This window comes from Streptomyces sp. NPDC024555 (assembly GCF_055559335.1).
Genome location: NZ_JBVHKV010000032.1, coordinates 1 through 23,001 on the forward strand (window position 1 = coordinate 1; position 23,001 = coordinate 23,001).

Annotated in this window: 17 protein-coding genes; 8 read left to right on the forward strand and 9 right to left on the reverse strand. The window is 74.2% G+C overall.

Translation table 11 applies throughout. The features are described 5' to 3' along the window. The first annotated feature begins 453 nt into the window (after positions 1-453). Both ACZ4FH_RS35110 and ptsP read left to right on the forward strand, forming a co-directional pair. A complete protein-coding gene (locus ACZ4FH_RS35110; protein ID WP_383650964.1) occupies positions 454-903 on the forward strand; it encodes a PTS sugar transporter subunit IIA in 450 nt (149 codons plus the stop codon). Positions 904-979: 76 nt separating this feature from the next. After that, entirely contained in the window at positions 980-2,650 is a 1,671-nt protein-coding gene (gene ptsP / locus ACZ4FH_RS35115) for a phosphoenolpyruvate--protein phosphotransferase (protein WP_467309944.1), read from the forward strand. Between the two features lie 85 nt (positions 2,651-2,735). On the opposite strand, the gene ACZ4FH_RS35120 is transcribed toward ptsP, so the two are convergent. Together ACZ4FH_RS35120 and ACZ4FH_RS35125 are read right to left on the reverse strand one after the other, a co-directional pair. After that, a complete protein-coding gene (locus tag ACZ4FH_RS35120; RefSeq protein WP_467310029.1) occupies positions 2,736-3,656 on the reverse strand; it encodes a hypothetical protein in 921 nt (306 codons plus the stop codon). A gap of 67 nt (positions 3,657-3,723) precedes the next feature. Then, positions 3,724-5,700: an acetoacetate--CoA ligase gene (locus ACZ4FH_RS35125; protein WP_467309946.1), complete on the reverse strand. Its 1,977-nt coding sequence runs from the start codon at positions 5,698-5,700 to the stop codon at positions 3,724-3,726. A gap of 250 nt (positions 5,701-5,950) precedes the next feature. Here ACZ4FH_RS35125 and ACZ4FH_RS35130 point away from each other — a divergent pair, with 250 nt between their 5' ends. Beyond that, positions 5,951-8,302 (forward strand): glycoside hydrolase family 31 protein, encoded by a 2,352-nt coding sequence (locus tag ACZ4FH_RS35130; protein WP_467309948.1) that lies wholly within the window; start codon positions 5,951-5,953, stop codon positions 8,300-8,302. Positions 8,303-8,431: 129 nt separating this feature from the next. On the opposite strand, the gene ACZ4FH_RS35135 is transcribed toward ACZ4FH_RS35130, so the two are convergent. Next, positions 8,432-8,941, reverse strand: a complete 510-nt coding sequence (locus tag ACZ4FH_RS35135) for an NUDIX domain-containing protein (protein ID WP_467309950.1) — start codon at positions 8,939-8,941, stop codon at positions 8,432-8,434. 105 nt (positions 8,942-9,046) lie between these two features. Between ACZ4FH_RS35135 and ACZ4FH_RS35140 the strand changes: the two genes are divergently transcribed. From ACZ4FH_RS35140 to ACZ4FH_RS35155, 4 genes are all read left to right on the forward strand, one after another. Next, on the forward strand, positions 9,047-9,853 hold the full coding sequence (locus tag ACZ4FH_RS35140; RefSeq protein WP_467309951.1) for a M15 family metallopeptidase: 807 nt from the start codon (positions 9,047-9,049) through the stop codon (positions 9,851-9,853). Positions 9,854-9,975: 122 nt separating this feature from the next. Beyond that, a complete protein-coding gene (locus ACZ4FH_RS35145) occupies positions 9,976-10,323 on the forward strand; it encodes an Mpo1-like protein (RefSeq protein ID WP_467309953.1) in 348 nt (115 codons plus the stop codon). Between the two features lie 48 nt (positions 10,324-10,371). Further along, complete coding sequence (locus ACZ4FH_RS35150; RefSeq protein WP_467309955.1) at positions 10,372-10,839, forward strand: Zn-ribbon domain-containing OB-fold protein; 468 nt, start codon at positions 10,372-10,374, stop codon at positions 10,837-10,839. Continuing rightward, complete coding sequence (locus ACZ4FH_RS35155; protein ID WP_467309957.1) at positions 10,836-12,026, forward strand: lipid-transfer protein; 1,191 nt, start codon at positions 10,836-10,838, stop codon at positions 12,024-12,026. Before ACZ4FH_RS35150 ends, ACZ4FH_RS35155 begins: the two co-directional genes overlap by 4 nt. Before the next feature lie 19 nt (positions 12,027-12,045). On the opposite strand, the gene ACZ4FH_RS35160 is transcribed toward ACZ4FH_RS35155, so the two are convergent. Genes ACZ4FH_RS35160 through ACZ4FH_RS35175 form a run of 4 tightly spaced genes read right to left on the reverse strand, consistent with a single transcriptional unit; the run spans position 12,046 to position 16,329 of the window. Then, a complete protein-coding gene (locus tag ACZ4FH_RS35160) occupies positions 12,046-12,651 on the reverse strand; it encodes a GTP-binding protein (RefSeq protein WP_467309959.1) in 606 nt (201 codons plus the stop codon). Further along, positions 12,632-13,054 carry a DUF742 domain-containing protein gene (locus ACZ4FH_RS35165; RefSeq protein WP_383650974.1) on the reverse strand — a complete coding sequence of 141 codons (423 nt, stop codon included), beginning with the start codon at positions 13,052-13,054 and terminating at the stop codon, positions 12,632-12,634. The genes ACZ4FH_RS35160 and ACZ4FH_RS35165 overlap by 20 nt, the downstream gene beginning before the upstream one ends. Before the next feature lie 9 nt (positions 13,055-13,063). Then, positions 13,064-13,507, reverse strand: a complete 444-nt coding sequence (locus ACZ4FH_RS35170) for a roadblock/LC7 domain-containing protein (protein WP_383650975.1) — start codon at positions 13,505-13,507, stop codon at positions 13,064-13,066. Further along, positions 13,504-16,329, reverse strand: coding sequence for a nitrate- and nitrite sensing domain-containing protein (locus ACZ4FH_RS35175; protein ID WP_467309962.1), 2,826 nt, complete (start codon positions 16,327-16,329; stop codon positions 13,504-13,506). Before ACZ4FH_RS35175 ends, ACZ4FH_RS35170 begins: the two co-directional genes overlap by 4 nt. Before the next feature lie 401 nt (positions 16,330-16,730). Here ACZ4FH_RS35175 and ACZ4FH_RS35180 point away from each other — a divergent pair, with 401 nt between their 5' ends. Then, positions 16,731-17,225 (forward strand): hypothetical protein, encoded by a 495-nt coding sequence (locus tag ACZ4FH_RS35180; RefSeq protein ID WP_467309964.1) that lies wholly within the window; start codon positions 16,731-16,733, stop codon positions 17,223-17,225. 33 nt (positions 17,226-17,258) lie between these two features. Here the strand turns inward: ACZ4FH_RS35180 and ACZ4FH_RS35185 are convergent, their stop codons facing one another. Next, on the reverse strand, positions 17,259-21,998 hold the full coding sequence (locus ACZ4FH_RS35185) for a hypothetical protein (protein WP_467309965.1): 4,740 nt from the start codon (positions 21,996-21,998) through the stop codon (positions 17,259-17,261). Between the two features lie 59 nt (positions 21,999-22,057). Next, the gene (locus tag ACZ4FH_RS35190; RefSeq protein ID WP_467309967.1) at positions 22,058-22,987 is read right to left on the reverse strand and encodes a hypothetical protein; all 930 of its coding nucleotides are present in this window, start codon (positions 22,985-22,987) and stop codon (positions 22,058-22,060) included. Positions 22,988-23,001 lie beyond the last annotated feature (14 nt).

Here is a 23,001-nt window from a genome sequence, read left to right on the forward strand (position 1 = left end):
TTCTGGGGCTTTCCTCCGGGCGCTTCCCTTCGGTCTTGCGTTTCCGACTCTATCAGACTCTTTCGTGTCCGATTCCCGGTCGAAGCGGGTCAAGCTTTTGCCTTTCAGGAATTCGCTTTCGCGTTTTCCCTTTCGGCCGGACCGACTGTATCAGGCTCTTCCGAGCCCTCCGACCAACCCCCCGCAGACATGCGTCTGCCCGATTTCGGGTTAGGGTTTGGACTCAATCGGTGCCGCCGACCCCCGACTCAAAGTCGCGTTGGGGCCAGGCAGGAGTACGACAGTACAGGGCGCCGGGAGTCGAGGCAAATCGTTTCCGGTGCACCCCTAGGTCCTCGAACCGCCACGAGTCGGGCGGAACCGGGACTTCTTATGACTTACGCTGCTGAGCAGTAAGGCCGTCCTCCACCCGTCGCGGCGGCGCCAACGAAGCTCCACTCTGGGAGGCCCCCCATGACCACTGTGACGTCCCCTCTCGCCGGACGTGCCATCGGGCTCACCGCCGTACCCGACCCGGTCTTCTCCGGCGCGATGGTCGGTCCCGGTACCGCGATCGACCCCGTGCGCGAGCGCTCGGAGGCCGTCTCGCCCGTCGACGGCATCGTCGTCTCCCTCCACCCGCACGCGTTCGTGGTCGTGGACGGCGAGGGACACGGAGTCCTGACGCACCTCGGCATCGACACCGTCCAGCTCAACGGCGAGGGCTTCGAGCTGCTCGTGAACAAGGGGGACACCGTCACCCGCGGTCAGTCCGTCGTCCGCTGGGACCCGGCGGCCGTCGAGGCGGCCGGCAAGTCCCCGATCTGCCCCGTCGTGGCCCTGGAGGCCACCGCCGACTCCCTCTCCGGAGTCGTCGAGGACGGCGAGGTCAAGGTCGGCGACTCCCTGTTCGCCTGGCAGTGACACGTTCGGCGCAGTGACAGCCGACTGGATATCCATCGCGGGGGCAGGGGCCGCCGCACAACCGGAGACGGGTGAAATGCAGACAACGCTGCGAGGCGTAGGCGTCAGCCACGGTGTGGCGATCGGCGAGGTACGGCACATGGGCACGGCTGTGCTCGAACCGCCGGCCAAGCAGATCCCCGCCGAGGAGGCCGAGCGCGAACAAGGGCGGGCCCGGCAGGCCGTGGAGGCCGTGGCCGCCGACCTGATCGCGCGCGGCAACCTCGCCGGGGGCGAGGCCCAGCACGTGCTGGAGGCCCAGGCCATGATGGCCCAGGACCCCGAGCTGATGGCGGACGTGGACCGGCGCATCGCCGTCGGGAGCACCGCCGAGCGCGGTGTGTACGACGCGTTCGCCTCGTACCGGGCGCTGCTCGCCGGGGCCGGGGAGTACCTGGCCGGGCGGGTCGCGGACCTGGACGACGTGCGGAACCGTATCGTCGCCCGGCTGCTGGGGGTGCCGATGCCCGGTGTGCCGGACAGCGACGAGCCCTATGTGCTGATCGCGCGTGACCTGGCTCCGGCCGACACCGCGCTGCTGGACCCCGCGCTCGTGCTGGGCTTCGTCACCGAGGAGGGCGGGCCCACCAGCCACAGCGCCATCCTGGCCCGTGCCCTCGGTGTGCCCGCGGTCGTGGCGCTCCCCGGTGCCGGCGAACTGGCCGAGGGCACCGTCGTCGCCGTGGACGGCAGCACCGGCGAGATCTTCATCGAGCCGAGCGCCGAGAAGCGCGCCGAGATGGAGGCCTCCGCCGCGGCCCGCAAGGCGGCGCTGTCCGCTTCCACGGGGCCGGGCGCGACGTCCGACGGTCACAAGGTCCCGCTGCTGGCCAACGTCGGGGGGCCCGGTGACGTGCCGGCGGCGGTCGAGGCGGGCGCGGAGGGCGTGGGCCTCTTCCGTACCGAGTTCCTGTTCCTGGACGACAGCAAGCAGGCTCCGTCCGAGGAGAAGCAGGTCGCTGCGTACCGCGCGGTGCTGGAGGCCTTCCCCGAGGGCCGGGTCGTGGTGCGGGTGCTGGACGCCGGCGCGGACAAGCCGCTGGAGTTCCTGACCCCGGCCGACGAGCCGAACCCGGCGCTGGGCGTGCGCGGTCTGCGCAGCCTCCTGGACCACCCGGATGTGCTCAGCACCCAGCTGACGGCGCTGTCCAAGGCCGCCGAGGGGCTGCCGGTGCACCTGGAGGTCATGGCGCCGATGGTCGCCGACCGCGCCGACGCGAAGGCCTTCGCCGACGCGTGCCGTGCGGCCGGGCTCCAGGCCAAGTTCGGGGCCATGGTCGAGATCCCGTCGGCCGCGCTGCGGGCCCGTTCGGTGCTGAAGGAGGTCGAGTTCCTCTCGCTGGGGACCAACGACCTGGCGCAGTACACCTTCGCCGCCGACCGTCAGGTGGGCGCGGTCTCCCGGCTCCAGGACCCGTGGCAGCCGGCGCTGCTGGACCTGGTCGCGTTCTCCGCCGAGGCCGCCAGGGCCGAGGGCAAGAGCTGTGGTGTCTGTGGTGAGGCCGCCTCCGATCCGCTGCTCGCCTGTGTGCTGACCGGGCTGGGTGTGACGTCGCTGTCGATGGGCGCCGCGTCCATCCCGTATGTGCGCGCGACGCTGGCCAAGCACACGCTCGCCCAGTGCGAGCGGGCCGCTTCGGCCGCGCGGGCCGCGGACTCCGCAGAGGAGGCACGCGTCGCCGCGCAGGCGGTGCTCTCGGGCGAGTAGGGCCGTCCGCTCCGGTCCGCGGTCGCGGCCGGTGCGAGGGGAAGGGGCTTCCCGCCGATGGTGGCAGGGAGCCCCTTCCGTCGTCTCAGCGGTGTGCCTCCGGTTCGTCGGCTCCGATGTCGAATCCCGCGCGGTACTCCACGCCCGGCTCCGGGGAGACGGGTTCGCCGGTCTCGGCGTCGGTGCAGTAGGCGCTGAAGACCTCGCCCGCGGTGAGCGGGTGGAGGGCACCGCCGGACAGTCGCCAGCCGTGGACCCGGTCGGGGGCGTCGGGGGCGCTGGTCCTCAGGACCACTCCCCCGTGCCGGTCGAGCCCGACGCCGACGGCCAGGACCGTCACGAACTCGGCCCCCTCGGCCGTGTCGAGGTGGGCGGGGCCGGTGGTGTCGCGTGCGGTGTGCAGGGCGGCCAGCAGCTGTTCGTTGTCGGTGGGCGTGCTGCACACCAGATGGTGGGTGCCGGGGCCGGCCGCCGCCAGCAGCCGGAGCAGCAGATGGGAGGCGCGGTCGAAGGCCGCGCGGCCGATGTCCTGGCCGCAGTCGGCGCAGTCCCCCAGTCCGGCGAGCAGCACGGTGGCGTACTCCCAGGTGGCGCGGCGGGCTGCCCGGGAGACGAGGAGGGGGATGAGGGCGTCGAGCGGCTGTCCGGTGTAGGCGACGGTGGCTCCGCAGGCGGCGATCTCCGCGGTGAACCTGCTGCGGCCGGTCGGGGTGTCGGGTGCGATGCCCGATTCGGTGCAGTACTGCGCGTACTCCTCGGGGTCGAAGAGGGCGACGGTGGTGTGCGTGCCCTGGGCGGCGAAGGTTTTGAGCAGGCTCTCCACCTGCTCCAGATAGACGGCGTGGTCGTCGAAGGTGAAGCTGCGGTAGCGCCGCATCGCCGCGAAGTCCTGCGCGTCGGCCAGCAGGCCGATGGTGCGTGGTGCTTCGCGGCGCAGCGTGCGTCGCAGGGTGGTGGTGCCGGTCCGGCCGCGGTTGACGGGCCGCTTGTTCCTGGTCTGCGCCATGATGTCCCCCAGTACGCTGTCCAACATTGCTCACTCAGCGTAACCACGGGCACTGACAGTGGTGGTCTCAGCGGCGGTCGCGGGCCAGCTTCTCGTAGAAGTGGAGGAGCTCCAGATTGTCGATCGAGCCGGGGTTGACGGCCTTGGCCAGGGCGGTTCCCTGGAGCAGGCGTTTGACCGGAACCTCGATGCGCTTGCCGGTGAGGGTGTGCGGGATGCCGGGGACCTCGATGACCTCGTCCGGGACGTGGCGCGGGGAGAGGTTCTCGCGGATGGTCCGCTTGATGCTGTCGCGCAGGGCGTCGTCGAGCGTGGCGCCCTCGGCGAGGTGGACGAACAGGGGCATCCAGTAGCCGCCGTCGGGCTCCTCCAGGCCGATGACGAGGGATTCGCGGATCTCGGGCAGGCGCTCGACGGCCTCGTAGATGTCGGCGGAACCCATGCGCACGCCCTGGCGGTTCAGGGTGGAGTCGGAGCGGCCGTGGATGACGACGGAGCCCCGGTCCGTGATCGTGATCCAGTCGCCGTGCCGCCAGACGCCGGGGTACATGTCGAAGTAACTGTCGTGGTAGCGGCTGCCGTCGGGGTCGTTCCAGAAGCGGACCGGCATGGAGGGCATGGGCTGGGTGACGACGAGTTCGCCGACCTCGCCGGTCAGCGGGTTGCCGGCCGGGTCCCAGGACTGGAGGTTCGTGCCGAGGCAGGGGGCCTGGAGTTCGCCGATGTGGACGGGGAGGGTGGGGACCGCTCCGGCGAAGCAGCTGCAGACGTCGGTGCCGCCGCTCACGGAGGCGATCCACAGGTCGTCGGCGACCTCGTCGTGGAGCCAGCGGAAGCCGTCGGGCGGCAGCGGCGAGCCGGTCGTGGCGACGCACTGCACGCGCGAGAGGTCGAGGTCCCGGCCGGGGTGGATGCCCGCCTTGCGGCAGGCCATGACGTACGCGGCGGAGGTGCCGAAGAGGGTGGCTCCGGTCTGTTCGGCGACGCGCCACTGGGCGCCGACGTCCGGGAATCCGGGGCTTCCGTCGTACAGCACCAGGGTGGTGCCGGTGAGGAGGCCGGAGACGAGGAAGTTCCACATCATCCAGCCGGTGGAGGTGTACCAGAAGAAGCGGTCCTCGGGGCCGAGGTCGCAGTGGAGCCCGATCTGTTTGAAGTGTTCGAGGAGGATGCCGCCCTGGGACTGGACGATGGCCTTGGGCAGGCCGGTCGTGCCGGAGGAGTAGAGGACCCAGAGCGGGTGGTCGAAGGAGACCTGTTCGAAGACCGGCTCGGTGGCGGCGGAGGTGAGGGCCGACCACTCCAGGGTGCCCTCGGGGGCCTCGGTGCCGAGCAGTGGGATGTGGACGACGGCGCGCAGCGTGGGCAGTTCGCGGCGGAGTTCCGCGACGGTGTCCGCGCGGTGGTGCTCCTTGCCGCCGTAGCGGTAGCCGTCGACGGTGAACAGGACGACGGGCTCGACCTGCTGGAAGCGGTCGAGGACGCTGCGGGCGCCGAAGTCGGGGGCGCAGGAGGTCCAGACGGCGCCGACGGCGGCGGTGGCGAGGAAGGCGACGACCGCCTGCGGGATGTTGGGGAGGTAGCCGCTGATCCGGTCGCCGGGGGTGACGCCGAGGGCGCGGAGTTCGGCGGCGAGGGAGCCGACCTGGTGGCGCAGCTCCGACCAGGCGACGGGGACCTGGGTGTGGGTCTCGTCGACGTGGAGCAGGGCGGGGGCGTCGGCCCGCGAGGGGTCCTCGGAGGTGCGCAGCGCGTGTTCGGCGTAGTTGAGGGTGGCGCCGGGGAACCACTGGGCGCCGGGCATGGTCCGATCCCCGATGACGGTCTGGTACGGGGTGGAGAAACGTACGTCGAACCATTCGGCGACGGCCTGCCAGAAGGTGTCGAGTTCCTCGACGGACCAGCGGTGCAGGCTCGCGTAGCCGCCGTCGGCCGGGGCTCCGTGGTGCGCGGCCGCCCAGCTCTGGAAGCGGGTGACGGCCGCGGCCGCGATGCGGTCCGGGCCGGGCTGCCACAGAGGGGCTTCGTCGGCTGCTGAGGTCATGGGGCTGCTCCCTGACGGTACGGGTACGCGGTGTGTGCGTGTGTCGCGCGCACGGGCCGGGGTGTGCGCGTGAGGCGGCCTCACGGACGATGCCATGTGATCGTCCTTCGCACCAGGGCTGCCGGACCACGGTCGCGTGTCCCGGTATGTGGCCCGGCCACGTGCCGGCGGGTGGTGACATGCCGGATCGCGGGTGAACGGAAGTTGAACAGAACCCGTTCCCGGATCGCCGGGTGGCAGGGTGAGCCGCATGGACGGTCGTGACCTGGTGCGCTCGGTGAAATTGGTCGGTTCGAGGCAGGGGCTGCGCACGGTGCGCTCGGCGTGGCGGCGGGCCCGGACGGACGCGCGGGCGCTGCCCGCGCGGGGACCGGAACGGGCGCGGGTGCCGGGGACCGTCGTGGACGCGGAGCCGGGGCCGGGGGGCGGCACGGTGCGGTTCGCCCGTTCGGAGCTGCGGATCCGGGTGGCGGTGGGCGGGGCGGTGTTCTGGGGCTGGGACGGGGCGGAGCCGCTGCCGTCGTACGCACTGCCGGACGCGGTCCCGGAGGCCGATCCGCGCGCGGTGCTGGAACCGGACAAGGACGGCGGCTGGCAGGTGGTGTCGGAGCGGCTGACGGTGGCCGTGTCGCGGCACGGCGCGGTGGAACTGCGGACGCCGGGCGGGGTGGTGCTGCGGCGGGAGCTGCCGCCGCGGTGGTGGGAGCCGGTGGCGGGGGGTGCGGCGCGGTGGGTGCAGCGGTCGGAGCTTCCGGCGGACGCGCGGTTCTTCGGGCTGGGCGGGCGGGCTTCGGGGCCCCGGCTGGGGGACGGGGTGTACACGCTGTGGAACACCGATCCGGGCGGACGGTTCGGGCCGGGGGACGATCCGCTGTATCTGACGATGCCGGTGCAGATGGTGGTCTCGGACGCGGGGACGCATCTGGCGTTCCACGACAATCCGTGGGCGGGCCGGGTGACCTTGCGCGAGGGCGAGGAGGGGGCGGGTTCGGGGCACGACCGACCGGGCGCGTCCGAGGTGCGCATGGAGGGCGGGCCGCTGCGCTGCTGGGTGGTGGCGGGGACGCCGGCCCGGGTGCTCCAGGGGTGGACGGCGCTGACGGGCGCGCCGGCGGTGCCGCCGTCGTGGGCGCTGGGGCCGCAGCACGCCCGGTGGGGTTTCGGGAGCGAGCGGGAGGTGCGCCGGGTGGCGGCCGGGTACCGGGAGCGGGGGCTGCCGTTGTCGGGACTGCATCTGGACATCGACCACTTCGACGGGTACCGGGTGTTCACGGTGGACCGGGGGCGGTTCCCCGATCTTCCGGGGCTGGCGAAGGAGTTGCGCGAGGACGGGGTGCGGCTGGTGTCGATCGTGGACCCGGCGGTGGCGGCGACGCCGGGTGATCCGGTGTTCGATTCGGGTGCGGCGGTCGGTGCGGCGGGGGCGTTCGTGCGGGACGCGCGGGGGCGGGCGGTGCGCGGGGAGGTGTGGCCGGGTGAGTGCGTGTATCCGGACTTCACGGATCCGCAGGTGCGGGCGTGGTGGGGCGGGTGGTACGAGGAGCGGCTGGCGCAGGGGTTCTCCGGTGTCTGGCACGACATGAACGAGCCGGTGTCGTTCTCCGCGTTCGGCGGGACGACGCTGCCGCGGTCGGCGCGGCACGTCCTGGAGGGGCGGGGCGGCGACCACCGCGAGGCGCACAACGTGTACGGCCTGGCCATGGCGCGCGCCGGGTACGAGGGACTGGCCCGGCTGCGTCCCGCCGAGCGGCCGTTCCTGTTCTCGCGTTCGGGGTGGGCGGGGATGCAGCGGTACGGGGGCACCTGGTCGGGTGATGTGGCGACGGGCTGGCCGGGGCTGCGGGCCTCGCTGGCGCTGGTGCTGGGTCTCGGGCTGTGCGGAGTCCCCTATTCGGGGCCGGACGTGGGCGGTTTCGACGGGTCGCCGTCGCCGGAGCTGTATCTGCGGTGGTTCCAGCTGGGGGCGTATCTTCCGCTGTTCCGTACGCACGCGGCGATCGACGCGGGGCGCCGGGAGCCGTGGGAGTTCGGCCCGGTGGTGCTGGAGGGGGCGCGGGCGGTGCTGAGGGAGCGGGAGCGGCTGCGTCCGTACTGGACGACGCTGGCCCGGCTGGCGTGGCTGACGGGCTCCCCGTACGTGCGTCCGCTGTGGTGGTCGACGCCGGGCGACCGGCTGTTGCGGGAGTGCGGGGACGCGTTCCTGCTGGGCGAGGCGCTGCTGGTGGCGCCGGTGCTGGAGCCCGGGGTGTCGCGGCGGTCGGTGCGGCTGCCGCCGGGGCGGTGGTACGACACGGTGAGCGGCGCGGTGTACGAGGGGCCGGGGCGGGTGGAGGTCGAGGCTCCGCTGACGCGGGTGCCGGTGCTGGCGCGGGCGGGTGCGGTGCTTCCGGTGCGGTGTGCGGACGGGGGGCTGGAGCTGGAGGTGTGGGCTCCGGTCCGGGGCCGTACGGGCGGTGGTTCGGTGGTGCGCGATGCGGGCGACGGCTGGGAGCCGGTGGTGGTCGAGCGGTACGCCTCGCGGTGGTCGGAGGGCCGGGTGGTGGTGGAGCGGGACGGCGAGGGGACGGCGGTGGATCTGCCGGTCCGGGTGCGGGGGGTGTGAGGCGCCCAGGACGGCCTGCCGGTCCGGGAGCGGGATGCTCCGGGCGGCCCGGTCTGGACGGGGCCCGACGGTCCGGACCGGGGTGCGGGCCCCTCGACGGCGGACCGGTACGCGGCCCGGCCCGGCCCGTCAGCGGTAGCGGCCCGCGAACCAGGCGTCGGCGGCCTCGGTGTGGAGGGGGAAGGCGAGCGGGGCGGGGGCGCGGAGGATCGCGTAACCGGAGGTCTCGTCGGTGGGGGCGGACGGCGGGAGGGTGGCGAGCGGCCGGGCGGGGAGCAGTCCGAAGAGCAGGAGGTACCCCGCGGTGTCGCTGAGCGCGTCGGCGAGGCGGACCTCGGCCGCGGTGGCCTCGATGCCGGTCTCCTCGCGGAGTTCGCGGACGACGGCGTGCTTCCAGTCCTCGTCGTGGTCGACGAAGCCGCCGGGCAGGGCGGTGCCGCCGATGTGGGGGGCGACGGTGCGGGTGATGACGACGAGTCCGGTGCCGTCCGGGCCGGTGACGGGGAGCAGGGCGACGGCGACCGGCAGGGGGTTGCGGTAGGCGGTGGTGCCGCAGGCGGCGCAGGTGCGGGGCCAGGTGCCGGGCGACGGGAGGCCGGTGTAGGGCGTTCCGCAGTCGCCGCAGTGGGAGTGGATCACGGGTCTCTCCGTCTTCCTCGTGTGCGGCCGCCGCGTCGTCGCGGGGACGCGCGGACTGTATCCGATGTGCCTCCGGACGGCGCCCACCTGGTGTTCGATGTGCTCATGACAGGTACCGCTTCCGCCTTCCGTGTCCTGGCCACCGCTGCCGCCGCCCTGCTCGCCGCCACCGTCGCCACCCCGGCGGCGCAGGCGCGACCCGAACCGAAGGCCCCCGACGCGTTCGTGGCGCTCTCCTCCGTGGATCCCACGATCATCCAGGAGATGCGCTACCCCACGGAGCACGACTTCATGGGCGTGCCGGTGGACGGGTACCGGCAGCCGCTGTGCATCCTGACCCGCCCGGCCGCCGAGGCCCTGCACCGCGCGCAGCAGCGGCTGCGGCCGCAGGGCTACTCGCTCAAGGTCTACGACTGCTACCGGCCGCAGCGGGCCGTCGACCACTTCGTGCGCTGGGCGAAGGACCTCGACGACGAGACGACCAAGGGCGAGTTCTATCCGCGGGTCGACAAGACCCGGCTGTTCGCCGACGGTTACATCGCCGAGAAGTCCGGGCACAGCCGGGGCAGCACGGTGGATCTGACCCTGGTCCGGCTGCCCGCGGCGCCGACCCGGCCGTACCGCCCCGGCGAACCGCTCGTCCCCTGCTATGCGCCCCGGGCCGAACGCTTTCCGGACAACTCGGTCGACATGGGGACCGGATTCGACTGCTTCGACACCCTCTCGCACACCGACGATCCGCGGATCCAGGGCGTCCAGCGGGCCAACCGCCAGTTCCTCAAGCGGACCCTCACGGACCTGGGCTTCGTGAACCTCGCCGAGGAGTGGTGGCACTACACCTTCAAGCCGGAGACCTTCCCGGACACCTACTTCGACTTCCCGGTGGCCCGCAGGTCGGTCGCCGGTCACTGACGGGTGCCGGATCCGGACGAGCGGCCGGCCGGGACCACCCCCGTGGGTTCCGGCCGCCCGCTCGTCTACTCGGACGCGGATCCGCCGTATCCGGTTGCCGGTCCAGCCATTACGGTGCCCCTATGTCACAGCAGACGTTCGATTCGTACGAAGAGTTCTGGCCCTACTACGTCGCGATGCACTCCCGCGCGGCGACCCGCTGGGTCCATCTGACCGGCACCCTGACCGGTCTCGCCCTCACCGCCTACGGGCTGGCGCGCGGCCGGAAGCGGTACGCGCTCGCCCTGCCCCTGATCGGGTACGGAACGGCCTGGCCCGCGCACTTCCTCATCGAGAAGAACAACCCGGCCACCTTCGGCCACCCCGCCTGGTCGCTGCGCGGCGACGCCCAGATGATCGCCATGATGCTGGCCGGCCGGGACCAGGAGCTGGCCGATACCGCTGCCAAGTGGCTCGCCGACAACAGCTGACCGTGGCACACTTCTGACGTTCCGTCAGATCCAGTGCCGGGAGGGGCTTTGCCGCGCGAGCGCATACCTGTGGTGGCCGGGTGGTTCACCACGGACGGTACGGAGGAGGAGTTCCGGCTGCTGGGCACCCGGTGCCCGCGCTGCTCCTCGGTCTTCTTCCCGCCCCACCGCGGCTTCTGCCGCAATCCCGGCTGTACGGGCGACGAGCCGGTCGACGTGCCGCTGTCGCGGCGCGGCACCGTCTGGTCGTACACCGACGGCCGCTACCGGCCGCCCGCCCCCTACCCCTCGGACCCGGACGCGCCCTGGGAGCCGTACACCCTGGTCGCGGTGGAGCTGGCGGCCGAGCGGATGGTCGTGCTGGGGCAGGCCGCCCCGGGCGTCCGCCCCTCGGACCTCGCGGTCGGCATGACGGTCGAGGTGGTGCCGGGCGTCCTGGCCGCCGGAACCGGCGACGAACGCGCCACCTGGCACTGGCGCCCCGTACCGGCCGCTCCCGGGGAGGGCGCGGCATGAGCGGGGACGTGGCCGTCCTCGGGGCGGGGATGCACCCCTGGGGCAAATGGGGCCGCGGTTTCGTCGAGTACGGAACGGCCGCGGCCCGCGCCGCGCTCGCGGACGCGGGCGTCGAGTGGCGGGACGTACGCTCCGTCGTCGGCGCGGACACCGTGCGCGGCGGCTATCCCGGATACGTGGCGGGGGCCACCTTCGCCCAGGCCCTGGGCTGGCAGGGGGCCAGGGTCACGAGTGTGTACGCGGCCTGCGCCTCGGGCGCCCAGGCCGTCGCCACCGCGCGGTCCCAGATCCTGGCCGGCCAGGCCGATGTGGTGCTGGTGGTGGGCGCGGACGCGGCGCCCAAGGGCTTCTTCGCCCCGGCGGGCGGCGAGCGGCCCGACGATCCGGACTGGCTGCGCTTCCGGGTGCTCGGCGCGACGAACCCCGCGTACTTCGGCCTGTACGCCCGCCGCCGGATGGCGCTGTACGGGGACACCCCGGAGGACTTCGCCCGGGTCAAGGTGAAGAACGCGGCGGCCGGGGCGCTGAACCCGGACGCCCGCTACCGGACCCCGGTCAGCGCCGAGGAGGTCGCGGCCTCCCCCGTGGTGGCCGATCCGCTGCGGCTGCTCGACATCTGCGCCACCTCCGACGGCGCGGCCGCCCTGGTGCTGTCCAGCATGGAGTTCGCCCGGCGCCACGGGGCCGCCGACCCGGTCCGCATCCGCGCCGTGGCGACGGTGACCCCCGTCTACCCCAGGACCGTGCTCGACCTCCCCGACATCGCGACGGACTCCGCCCTCGCCGTCGAGCCCGCCCCGACCGGATTCCGCGCCTCGATCGCACGGGCCGCCTACGAGGAGGCGGGCCTGGGCCCCGGCGAACTCTCGCTGGCCGAGGTGTACGACCTGTCCACCGCGCTGGAGCTGGAGTGGTACGAGGACATCGGGCTCTGCGCCCCGGGCGGCGGCGCGGCGCTGCTGCGCTCGGGGGCCACCGCGCTCGGCGGGAGGGTGCCGGTCAACCCGAGCGGCGGCCTGGCCTCCTTCGGCGAGGCCGTGCCGGCCCAGGCCGTCGCCCAGGTCTGCGAGCTGACCCGGCAGCTGCGCGGCACGGCGGGCGAGCGGCAGATCCCGGGCGCCCGGACCGGTCTGGCCGTGAACCAGGGGCTGTTCGGCCACGGCTCGGCGATCGTGGCGGTGCGCTGAGCCCGGCGCGCCGCACGGCTCAGGTGGCGGCGGGTTCGCGTACCGCCTCCACCTGGGCCACCGCGTGCTCGACCACCGCGACCAGGACGTCACGCACCGACGGGCGGTCCCGGGCGTCGCACATCAGCACCGGCACCTGCGGGTCCAGATCGAGCGCGGCCCGCACCGTCCCGGCGGCGAACCGCTCGGCGCCCTCGAAGCAGTTGACGGCGACGGCGAAGGGGATCGCGCGCCGTTCGAAGTAGTCGACCGCGGCGAAGCAGTCCGCCAGCCGCCGGGTGTCCGCGAGGACGACCGCGCCCAGCGCCCCCTGCGCCAGCTCGTCCCAGAGGAACCAGAACCGGTCCTGTCCGGGGGTCCCGAAGAGGTAGAGGACCAGGTCCTCGCGGAGGGTGATCCGGCCGAAGTCCATCGCCACGGTCGTCGTGGTCTTCGCCTCGACGCCGTCCAGGTCGTCCACCGGACGCCCCGCCTCGGTCAGCCGCTCCTCGGTGCGCAGCGGTCTGATCTCGCTGACCGCCCCGACCAGGGTCGTCTTGCCCACTCCGAAGCCGCCCGCCACCAGGATCTTGAGGGTAACCGGCTCCACGGGCCGCCTGTTGCGGCTAGAGCGCCCGAAGGCCATTGATCACCTCGCGAAGAATGTTCACGTCCGGCAGTTCGGCCGGCGGAACGGGACGGGTCACGTGCACCAGCTCGTCCTCGACGAGGTCACCGACCAGGACCCGGACCACCCCGACGGGGAGGTCGAGTCCGGCCGCCAGCTCGGCGATCGACTGGGGCATCGCACTGCAGAGTTCGACGATCTCCACATGCTCGGGCGAGAGCATCTGGTCCCGTCCGGGATCGTCGGCCGCGGGTTCGGGCACGACGATCGCGATCAGGTCGAGGCGGTGACGCGACGCACTGCTGGTGCGTCCCCTCGTCATCGCGTACGGGCGGACCACCGGCCCCGCGTCGGCGTCGTACCAGCGCGAGGACTGCGGATCGCCCGGGATGTCCGGGGTGCCGGATCGGCCGGCGCTCATTGCGTCCACTCACCCTCCGGAGGACGGACCGGACGTACGGGGCGCGTTGGCCAGATGGGCGCCCACGCGCTTGACCATGAGCGTCATCTCGTACGCCACGAGGCCCACGTCCGAGTCGGAGTCGGCCAGCACGGCCAGACAGCTGCCGTCGCCCGCCGCGGTCACGAAGAGGAACGCCTCGTCGAGTTCCACGACGGTCTGGCGGACCCGGCCCGCGTCGAAGTGCCGTCCGACGCCCTTGGCCAGGCTGTGGAACCCCGAGGCGACGGCGGCCAGGTGCTCGCCGTCCTCGCGGGTCAGCTCCTGGGAGGCGCCGGTGGGCAGACCGTCGCTGGAGAGCACGAGCGCCTTGCGGACGCTGGTGACGCGCCCGACCAGTTCATCGAGCAGCCAGTTGAGCTCACCCGACCCCTGACGTGCGGTGTTGAGTGCTGAGGCGTGCGGTGCGGTCATGGACCGTCCCCTCCTGGTGTGGTTCCTCGTGCTGGGTCGCCGGGGCGGGTCGTGTCCTCGGCGTTCTGCCGGCGTCCGCGCTGCCAGCCGCGCTGGAGCGAGGCCATGCGGTCGCGTACCTCGTCCGCGTCGCGCTCGATGTCCTCGATGCTCTCCACCCGGTCCGGTACGGCCGTGCGGCCGGCCGGCTCGTCGCGGAGCTGCGGGGCGAGGCTGGCCTGCCGGACCCGCCGGGGCAGACCGCCCACGGTGTCGGGCGCGGCGGGCGGGGGCGGCACGGGGGCCGCGGCGGGTGCGGCGGACCGGGGCGCCGGGACCGGCGGCGTCGCCGGGGGTTCGGCGGGGCGGCGCGCGATCTCGGCCGGTACGGGTCCGGTCGCGGGGCGCGCGGCCTCCCGGTCGCCGCCGGTGGGATGGGCGCGGCCGTCCTCGTCGACCCGGCGGCCCCGGTCGCTGACCAGTGTCGGGGGCGTGCGGCGGGGCAGCGGGCGGGCGCCGCCCGGCCGCAGGGGGCGCACCGCGTCCGGGCCCGAGGTGCGGTCGGCGGCCTGCTGGTGCTGGTCCCGGTCGCCGTCGCGGCGCAGTTCGCGGGCGCGGAAGATGCCGCCGCGCTCGCTCTCGGTGTCCTCCAGGTCGTGGACGCCGTCCTCCGTCCGGGCGGGGCCCCGGCCCGCGACCGCTTCGAGCAGCGGGTCGCGGTCGAAGTCCAGGGGCCGGACCGGGCCTTCGAGTTCCACGGGGCCGTCGAGCAGACCGCTGGGCACGGGCGAGAGGCTTCCGGGCCGGTCCTGCGCGCCGGCGGGCCGCGGCCGGCGGGCGCCGGAGGGGTCCTCGTCCCGGTCCTTCGCCGGTTCGCCGCCGGGCCTGCTGCTGGCGATCGCCTTCTCGGACCTGCGGTCCAGGCGGAACCCGGTGCCGTGCGACTCCGGGGCGTCGGTGAGCAGCGCCGCGGGGATGAAGACGACCGCGGTGGTGCCGCCGTAGGGCGAGGTCTGGAGGGAGACCCGGACGTTCTGGCGCTGGGCGAGGCGGCTGACCACGAAGAGGCCGAGCCGGTCGGTGTCGGAGAGTTCGAACTCGGGGGTCTCGGCCAGCCGGAGGTTGGCGTCCAGGAGCGCTTCGGGCGGCATGCCGAGGCCCCGGTCGTGGATCTCCAGGGTGAAGCCGTTGGCGACCTGTTCGCCGTGGACCTGGACCGCGGTGTGCGGGGGCGAGAACACCGTGGCGTTCTCCAGGAGTTCGGCGATGAGGTGGGTGAGGTCGGCGACGGCGGGGCCGCCGACGCCGAGCCGCGGGAGCCGCCGGACCTCGATCCGCTCGTAGTCCTCCACCTCGGCGACGGCCGCGCGGACGACGTCCATGAGCTGGATCGGCTTGCGCCACTGCCGGGACGGGGCGGCTCCGGAGAGGATCACCAGGCCCTCGGCGTGGCGGCGCATGCGGGTGGTGAGGTGGTCGAGGCGGAAGAGGTCGGCGAGTTCGTCGGTGTCCTCGGTACGGCGCTCCATCGTGTCCAGGAGCGTCAGCTGGCGGTGCAGCAGGACCTGGTTGCGGCGGGCGAGGTTGACGAAGACCTCGGAGACGCCGCGGCGCATGTCGGCCTGTTTGACGGCCGCCTCGACGGCGGCGCGCTGGAGCGTGTTGAGGGCCTGGCCGACCTGGCCGATCTCGTCCTTCTCGTAGCTGAGGTGCGGCGATTCGGTCTCGACGTCGATCTGTTCGCCCGCGGCGAGGCGGCGCATCACGCTCGGCAGCCGGACGCCGGAGACCTCGTGGGCGTCCTTGCGGAGCCGGGCGAGGTCGCGGACGATCTCACGGCCGATCCGTACGGACACGAAGACCGAGACCAGCAGGGCGAGGAAGCCGAGGACACCGGCGATGCCCGCCTTGATCAGGACGCCGTAGCCGGCGGGGCGGCCGCGGTCCTGGAAGCGGTTGTTCATCTCGGTCGAGTCGTTGGCCAGCCGGTCCAGGACCGGGGGCGCCACCTCCTGCCAGCGCGCTGCGTCCACGGCGCGGGAGTTGTCGGTGGGGCCCTGGGCGAGGAGCTTCTCCTCGGCGGTGCGCAGCGGCTCGCTGTCGGGACCCGACCAGTACTGCTGGACCCGGTCGCGTTCGGAGGCGGGGAGCACCTGGAGGCTGACCTCGTAGAGCAGCTTCCGGTTGGCCACGAGGTCGGAGATCCGGCGCAGCTCGGCGGCGGTGAACCGTCCGGCCAGGAGACCGGAGGCGACGAGGGCGTCCTCACGGGCGAGCATCTCGCGGGCCTGGGAGACCCCGGTCAGCGCGCGCACCTGCTTGTCCATGGAGACGTTCTCCATGGTGTGCAGGCCGGTCAGGAAGCGGTAGCAGGGGTCGATCAGGCGGTTGTAGTAGTCCATCGCCCTGTCGCGGCCGATGCTGCGCCGGTCCACGGAGTCGCGGAGCGCGCCCAGTTCCTCGACGGCGCCGAGGATGGAGCCGAGCTGTGCGGCCGCGTCGGAGCTCAGCGCGTCGCGGATGTCCTTCTGGTGCGCGCCCGAGGTGACACGGGCCACGACCCGGTCGGTGGCCGCGCGCTGGCGGCGCAGGACGGGCAGGGCGTCGGAGGCGCGGGGGTCGGCGAGGAAGACCAGGGTCTGGCGGCGTTCGCTCTGGACGGCCCGGACGGTGTCCTCCAGGGGGTGTCCGACCTTGTCGACGACGGCGCTCGCGCTCAGCAGCTGTCCGGCCTCGCGGCCGGTGAGATAGGTGGCGAAGCCCCAGAGCCCGGTGAGCGAGACGAGCGGCACCAGGAGCAGGGCCACGATCTTCCTGCGGATGGACTTTCCGCGAAAGCGCATGGTCTCCCCCAGCTCGACCCCGGTGGGCGGGGACGGTGTTCCGTCAACAAACGGCGCGAGCCTACTACCGACTCACAGACAACTCGAAGGCATGTCCGGACGATTTTCGGCCGCCTTACTGGCAGTTGACCTTGAGTTGTCCGCGCATTCCGGGAGATGAAATTCGCGAATACGGCAGAAGAGGCCAGTCGGAGCAACAATTTCCCCACCCTCCCGGTTGGCTGGAAGTATGCGTTCCATACCGCTTCGGGGGAATCTTCACGGTCCGCCACTCGTCATTCCGTACGAGGCGGAAGAGGTGCACGGTGCCCCCGGACACGGCCGGGGCGGCCCGGCGGCGTAGAAAGGGTGCATGCGGGGCAGCAACCCTGAAGTCGGACAGTGGTGGGGAGTTGAAGACCTTGGACACGCAGGCGCGTCACGGTGCGGTGGAGCTGCCACCGGCCCGGACGTCGACGGAGACGGGCGTTCCGGCCGCGCGGACGGCCGGCCCTCCGCAGCCGCCCCGGCCGCAGCTCTGGGTCGAGGAGCCGGCCCGGCGGCGGCGGATGCCGGATCCGGTGCGCAGGGCCGCCGTGCGGGCGGTGCTCATCCTGGCGCTGACCCTCGTGCAGGCCATGGTCGCCTTCCTGGCGTCGCTCGCCGGGTCCTGGCTGGCCTTCCCGATGGTGCTCAGCAGTGTGGCCAGCACGGTGGTGGCCACCTGGTCGGTGCTGGACGTCTGGGTCACCCGCCAGGTGTGGAACCAGCGCAACGGCGTGGTGTCGGTGCCCAGCAGTTCGGCCCGGCGGCTGCGCCGGGAGCGGCGCAGGGCCAGGCGCGCGGAGCGCGCCGCCGGGCGGGACGGCACGGCGATACGCGGGCGGGACACCGGTCGCCGTCTCTCACGGGCCTGACCGGCGCCCCGCTCCCGGGTCGCCCCGCCTCGTTCACCGAGGCCGTTCGGCCTCGGAGGGCACCGTGCGCGGGTCGTTCCCGCTGCGTGCCGCCGGTACGTCGGCACTCGCCGCCGATCGCTTGAACATCCGGGTGGCCGTGATCTCGCCGTGCACGGTCTCGCCGTCCGGGTCCTGATCGGGCAGCCCGGGACGCAGATGCTCCTCGACGCTGATGTACTTCAGCCCGGCCCTCAGGTCGGCGTCATTGCGCAGCCTGATCACCAGCGGGAATTCGGCGAGCGCCGTGGTGTCGAACAGACCCGTGGTGTACAGCAGCTGAACTCCGAGCGCGTCGGACACCGCCCGCTGGAGTTCGAGCAGATAGGTCGCATTGGCGCGGCCGATGGGGTTGTCCAGGAACAGCGTCCCGGCATGGCGGTGCTCGTGCCGGTCACGGCCCCGGTCATTGCTGCGCAGCGCCGCCATCGTGCAGTACAGGGCGATCGCCGCGGTGAGCAGCTGGCCGCCGGAGAAGACGTCGCCCATCTGACCGACGGGCACCCGCTCGGCGCGCAGCACCGCGTCCGGCTTGAGGATCTCCACGGCGATCCCCCGGGGCTCCAGGGCCGCCTGCACCCCGCGCAGCAGCAGGGACATGCCGTCCCTGCGCAGATCGGAGTTCTTCCGCAGGGCCGCCTTGGTGGCCTCGTCGATGACCTCGCCGAGCCGTTCGGTGAGGGTGGCCTGGTCGGGCTCCTCGAAGCGGATCCGGAGGAATTCCTGGCCCGACCACTCCCCCAGGCCCTCGGGCAGCCGGGAGAGCCGCTGGGCGGAGCGCAGCGTGGTGAGCGCCGACTCCACCAGACCGCGCAGCCGGTCGACGATGGAGTCGCGGTTGCGTTCCAGCTGGGCCAGTTCGTCGGTGAGGACGCGGAGCCGGGGCGCGAAGGCGGCCGCCCACTTCTCCGCGTGCTCGGGCAGGGCGGCGGCGGGCAGTTCGCGGATCTGCTGGCGGGCCGGGGTGCGGACCTGTTCGTACCGGGTGGAGTTGGCGTGCCGGACGAGGACGTCGCTCGTCTCGCGGACGGCCGCCTCGGCGGTGGACAGGTCGGCGGCGCAGCCGCGCAGGGAGCGGCGGGCCTCGGCGGCGGACCGGCGGGCCTCCTCCAGCGTGCCCGGGTACGGCTCGGGGGTCTCGCCGTCCTCCTCGGGGGCGTGGTCGCGCAGCAGATCGCGCAGCAGGGCGGCGGTCTCGTCGAAGCCGCCCGCGGAGTCCTCAGCGGTGCGGTGGGCGCGGAGCAGCTCGGCGTGGGCGGCGCGCGCGGTCTCCAGGGCCGCGGTGGCGGCGGCCAGCTCGCCCGTGGCGGTCCTCAGCAGTGCCTGGGCCTGTTCGGCGTCGGCCGGGACGCGGTCCTCGGGCAGCTCGGTGTGCAGGCTCTCGCCGTCGGCCGGGGCGAGCCGCTCGGCCTCGCCGCGCAGCCGGCCCAGCTGCTCGCTGGCCGCGGAGGCGCGGCTCTCCAGGAGCTGCACCAGGGACTCGGCGCGGGCGGCGGCGGCCTGCCGGGACGGGCCGTCGGCGCCGTCCGTTCCCTCCAGGAGCTGGGCGGCCCGGGTGCGGACCTTGTTGGTCAGCCGGTCCAGCTCGGCCAGGGCGGCGCTCTCGTCGCTCTCCGCGCGGGCCTGCTCGGCGCGGAGGTCGGCGCCGACGCCGACCTTCTCGTACAGCTGGGACGCCGCGCGGTACGCCTCGCGCAGGGCGGGCAGCGCCTGGCGCGGGGTGTCCGTCCCCTGCTCGGGGAGGTGCTCGGGGGCGCCGGCGATCTCGGCCCGCTCGGCGCGCAGGGCGCGGGCGGTGCGGCGGGCGTCGTCGGCCGCGCGCTGGGCGGCCCTGCGGTCCTCGTCGGCCGCGCGGGCCCGCTCCAGGAAGGCGGTGGCCCGCGCCTCGGACTCCGCCGCCTCGTCGGCCAGTTCGCGCAGCTTCGCCTGCCAGCCGGCCCGCTCGCGCAGCCGGTGGGCGAGACCCGCCAGGGCGTCGGCCGCGCGGCGGGCGCGCTGGGCGGCCTCCTGGCGCTCCTCGCGGACCCGGGCGGTGTCCGCCGCCGCCTCGTCGGCCTCGGCCCGTGCGGTGCGGGCCTCGGCCAGCACGGCCGTCGCCGTCCCCGCGGCGGTACGGGCGGCTCCGGCGGCCCCGGCCAGTTCGGCGAGCATGCCGGGCGGGCAGTCGGCCCGCCAGGAGGCGATCCGGGCGGCGAGCGCGCGGTCGGCGGCCAGGCGGGCGGCCAGTGTGCGGATGTCCTCGTCGCGGGCGGCGGCCCGGGTGCGCAGCGCCTGCCGTTCCTCGTCGGCCGCGTGCTCGTCGTGCATGGCCGGGTTCGGCGGGACGAGGAAGACGCCCTCGGTGTCCCGGAGGGTCCCGGTGCCGGTCTCCGGGACGGGGGCGAGCAGGGCGGCGGCGGTGCCCACGGCCACGGCGGAGCGCGGCAGCAGGGCCGCGGCGCCCAGCACCTCGCGGGCGCGGGCGTGCGCGTCGGGGTCGGTGATGACGACGCCGTCGACGAGTTCGGGCCGGGCCGCGAGCACGGCCGCGTGGTCGGCGGGGTCCACGGCCTGGGCGAGGTAGCGCCAGCCGGGCAGGGCCGGAATGCCGTGCTCGCCGAGGTACTCGACGGTGGCGAGGACGTCGGGGCCGGGGGGCAGCAGTCCTCCGTCGCCGAGGGCGCCGAGGATGCGGGCGTCGTCGGCGGCGGCGGTGCGCAGTTCGAACAGGCGGCGCTCGGCGGCGGCCACGCCCTGGTCGAGGAGGTCGCGCAGCTCGTCGGCGTTGCGGTCGAAGGCGTCGGCGGTGAGCGGCGCTCCGGCGTCGGCGGGGCCGGTCCCGGTGTCCGTCTCCTCCGCTCGGTCGGGTCCGTCCTGGGCGCCGCGCCGGGGCCGGGGCACTCCGGCCCCGGCGGGCAGGCCCAGGAGGTCGGCGAGGCGCTGGTCGGCGGCGATGGACTCGGCCGCCCGCAGTTCGGCCTCGTAGGCCTGCTCGGCCGCGCGGGCGGCGTCGGCGGCGCGGGCCTCGGCCAGCTCGGCCCGGCTCTCGGCGGCGGCCGTCTGCCGGGAGCGGTCCGCGGCGGCCGAAGCCGCCTCACGGGCGGTGTCCCAGGCGGCCACCGCGGCCTGTTCGGCGTCGTTGGCGGCGAGCGCGGCGCGGGCCGGGTCGGCGTCGGGGGCGGTGTCGTCGAGCCAGCCCGCGCGGACGGCCTCGGCGGTCTCCTGCTCCACCTCGGCCAGGCGCTGGCGCAGATGGCCGGCCTCGCTGCGGGCGCGCTGGGCCTCGGTGGCCGCGGTGGTGGCGTCCCGGTGGGCGGCCTCGCCCGCGCTCTGGAGGGCGTCGGAACGCTCCTCCTCCTCGTTGGCCACCTGTTCGCCCGCCTCGGCGGCGGTGTGCAGTGCCCGGACGAGGTCGGCGGCGGCGGTGGCACGGGCGGCGAGGGCCGGGGCGGCGTCCCGTTCGGCCTCGCGGATGGCGGCGGCGACGCGGGCGGAGCGGTCGGACGCGGCGCGGTGGCGCAGGACGGCCTCGGCGGCCTGCCAGGCGGAGTGCAGGGTGCGGGCGTCGCCCAGCTCACGGCGCTGGGCGGCGGCGCTCTTCTCGGCGGCGGTCAGAGCCAGGGAGGCGTGCCGGTAGGCGAGTTCGGCGGCGATCAGGGCGCTTTGGCCCCGGGTCTCCTCGGCGCCGGTGACCGTGTGGGCGGCGGCGGTGACCTGCTCGGCGAGTGCGGCGGTGCGGCCGCGTTCCTCGCCGGCGCGGGCGGAGAGCCGGCGGGCCAGGGTGCGGGTGCGGCGTTCGGCGCCCGCGTGGATGTCCCGGGCGGTGGCCCGGGTCCGGGCGGCCTCGACGATGCGGCCGAGCAGATCGACGGAGCCGGCGGTGAAGTCCCGTTCGGCGGTCAGCTCGGCGCGGCGGCCCAGCTTGTTGCCGAAGCCGCCGACGAGGTCGGCCAGGCCGTCGGTGTCGCGGGTGTCGGTGACGGCGCGCAGCAGCAGATCGGTGAAGTCGGAGTCCTTCTTCACCGCGAAGAGCCCGGCGGCCTCGCCCTCGTCGGCGTTCATCTCGCGCTGGTAGCGGAAGAGTTCGGGGTCCAGGCCGAGATCGCCCAGGTGCTCGTTCCAGCGGTCGTGGATCTCCTCCCAGTGCACGTCGAGGTGCTGGTAGAACTTCCCGGCCTCGGTGAGCGCGTCGCGGAAGCCCTTCATGGTGCGGCGCCGGCCGCGGGCGCCGGAGGCTCCTTCGGCGGGGCGGCCGACTGCACCGGCCTCGGCCACGGGCAGCGAGTCCAGGCTGAGTCCCGGGCCGGGCCGGAAGGAGTACCAGGCCTCGGCGAACTTCCTGGGGTCGTTGGAGACCTGGCGTCCGCGCCATTCGCTGACCTTGCCGACGACCACGCACTCGCCGGTCAGGGTGTGCTGCCACTCCAGCGCGACATGGCCGCAGTCGTCGGCCAGCAGGAACTTGCGCAGGACGCCGGAGCTGGCGCCGCCGAGGGTGTTGCGGTGGCCGGGCAGCATCACCGAGAAGATCAGCTTCAGCAGGACGGACTTGCCGCCGCCGTTCTCCAGGAAGAGCACGCCGGCCGGGGCGGGGCGGCGCGGCGGGCCGGCCGGCTCCTCCTCGAAGAACTCCGCCTGGGCCGGCGCGGGACGGGGCACGGGCTCACCGACCCCGCGCAGGTCGAGCACGGTGTCGGCGTAGCGGGCGCCGGCCGGTCCGATGGAGTAGAGGCGGACCCGGGACAGCTCGTACATGGCGGCGGACTCTCGTCGTTCAGGCGGCGGAAGGAATGCGTCGGTGGCGGGGCTGCGGGTCAGCCGTGGAACGGCAGGCCGGCGCCGGCCGCCAGCTCCATGCCGTCGGGGTCGGGCGGCGGCAGCAGGGTCGCCGAGCCGTCGGTGACGGGGACCACGCCGAGCTCCAGCAGTTCGGCCATGGCGGCGCTGCCGGCCATGTCGCGGACCTGGAGCTGGTAGCGGGCGGTGGTGCGGAAGGCGCCTCCGGCGTCGTCCCCGGTGCGCTGGAGGAAGCCGGAGTCGGTGAGGAAGGCGACGGCCTTGCCGACGATGCCGGTGGTGGAGCCGGCCAGCCGCCGGGCGTCCTTGGTGGCGCCGGTCGCGCTGCGCCGGGCGTAGATCCGCCAGCCGGCCTCCAGTCCGGGGGCGTCGCTGGCCGGGTCGCTGTTGTCGCCGTCCCGGTCCGCCCGCTCCTCCAGCCGGTGGCAGGCCTGGCGGACGAAGGCATCGACGCCGTTGACCGTGATCCGGCCGATGTAGGCGTCGTCGGCGAGGTCCTCGGGGCGCGGGAAGGCCATCGCGGCGACGGCCAGATGCGCCAGGCCGTGCAGGAAGCGGTCGGCGGAGTCCGAGGAGGCGCGGCGGGCGTAGTCGCCCATGCGCACGGCGAAGACGGAGTCCTCGCCCGCGGTCACGGCCATGCCGGCGCGGGTGGACACCTCCAGCACGACGAGTCCGAGCCCGGTGGCCACGGCGTCGGCGAGGCGGGCGAAGGCGGTCTCGTCCCGGTAGCGGCGCAGCAGTTCGGCGTACTCGGCGTCGCGGGCGGGCAGCAGTTTGGGCTGGAGTCCGAAGGCGACGAGCCGGGCGGCGTCGGCCGCGTCGGCCGGGGTGACGGCGGCGGGCGGGGCGGGGCGCTCGGTGCCGTATCCGGGCGGGGTCCGGTCGGCCGGGTGCGCGGACGGTTCGCTCCAGGCGTCGGTGTGCTCTGCGCGGTGGTCGCTCACGACGCGTGCTCCTT

Excerpts from the sequence above, each read along its gene's own strand:
- ACZ4FH_RS35140 (WP_467309951.1), top strand. The coding sequence starts at position 9,047 with ATGACAGGTACCGCTTCCGCCTTCCGTGTCCTGGCCACCGCTGCCGCC.
- ACZ4FH_RS35110 (WP_383650964.1), top strand. The coding sequence starts at position 454 with ATGACCACTGTGACGTCCCCTCTCGCCGGACGTGCCATCGGGCTCACC.
- ACZ4FH_RS35130 (WP_467309948.1), top strand. The coding sequence starts at position 5,951 with ATGGACGGTCGTGACCTGGTGCGCTCGGTGAAATTGGTCGGTTCGAGG.
- ACZ4FH_RS35145 (WP_467309953.1), top strand. The coding sequence starts at position 9,976 with ATGTCACAGCAGACGTTCGATTCGTACGAAGAGTTCTGGCCCTACTAC.
- ACZ4FH_RS35125 (WP_467309946.1), bottom strand. The coding sequence starts at position 5,700 with ATGACCTCAGCAGCCGACGAAGCCCCTCTGTGGCAGCCCGGCCCGGAC.
- ACZ4FH_RS35175 (WP_467309962.1), bottom strand. The coding sequence starts at position 16,329 with ATGCGCTTTCGCGGAAAGTCCATCCGCAGGAAGATCGTGGCCCTGCTC.
- ACZ4FH_RS35160 (WP_467309959.1), bottom strand. The coding sequence starts at position 12,651 with ATGGCCTTCGGGCGCTCTAGCCGCAACAGGCGGCCCGTGGAGCCGGTT.
- ACZ4FH_RS35120 (WP_467310029.1), bottom strand. The coding sequence starts at position 3,656 with ATGGCGCAGACCAGGAACAAGCGGCCCGTCAACCGCGGCCGGACCGGC.
- ptsP (WP_467309944.1), top strand. The coding sequence starts at position 980 with ATGCAGACAACGCTGCGAGGCGTAGGCGTCAGCCACGGTGTGGCGATC.
- ACZ4FH_RS35155 (WP_467309957.1), top strand. The coding sequence starts at position 10,836 with ATGAGCGGGGACGTGGCCGTCCTCGGGGCGGGGATGCACCCCTGGGGC.
- ACZ4FH_RS35165 (WP_383650974.1), bottom strand. The coding sequence starts at position 13,054 with ATGAGCGCCGGCCGATCCGGCACCCCGGACATCCCGGGCGATCCGCAG.
- ACZ4FH_RS35170 (WP_383650975.1), bottom strand. The coding sequence starts at position 13,507 with ATGACCGCACCGCACGCCTCAGCACTCAACACCGCACGTCAGGGGTCG.
- ACZ4FH_RS35185 (WP_467309965.1), bottom strand. The coding sequence starts at position 21,998 with ATGTACGAGCTGTCCCGGGTCCGCCTCTACTCCATCGGACCGGCCGGC.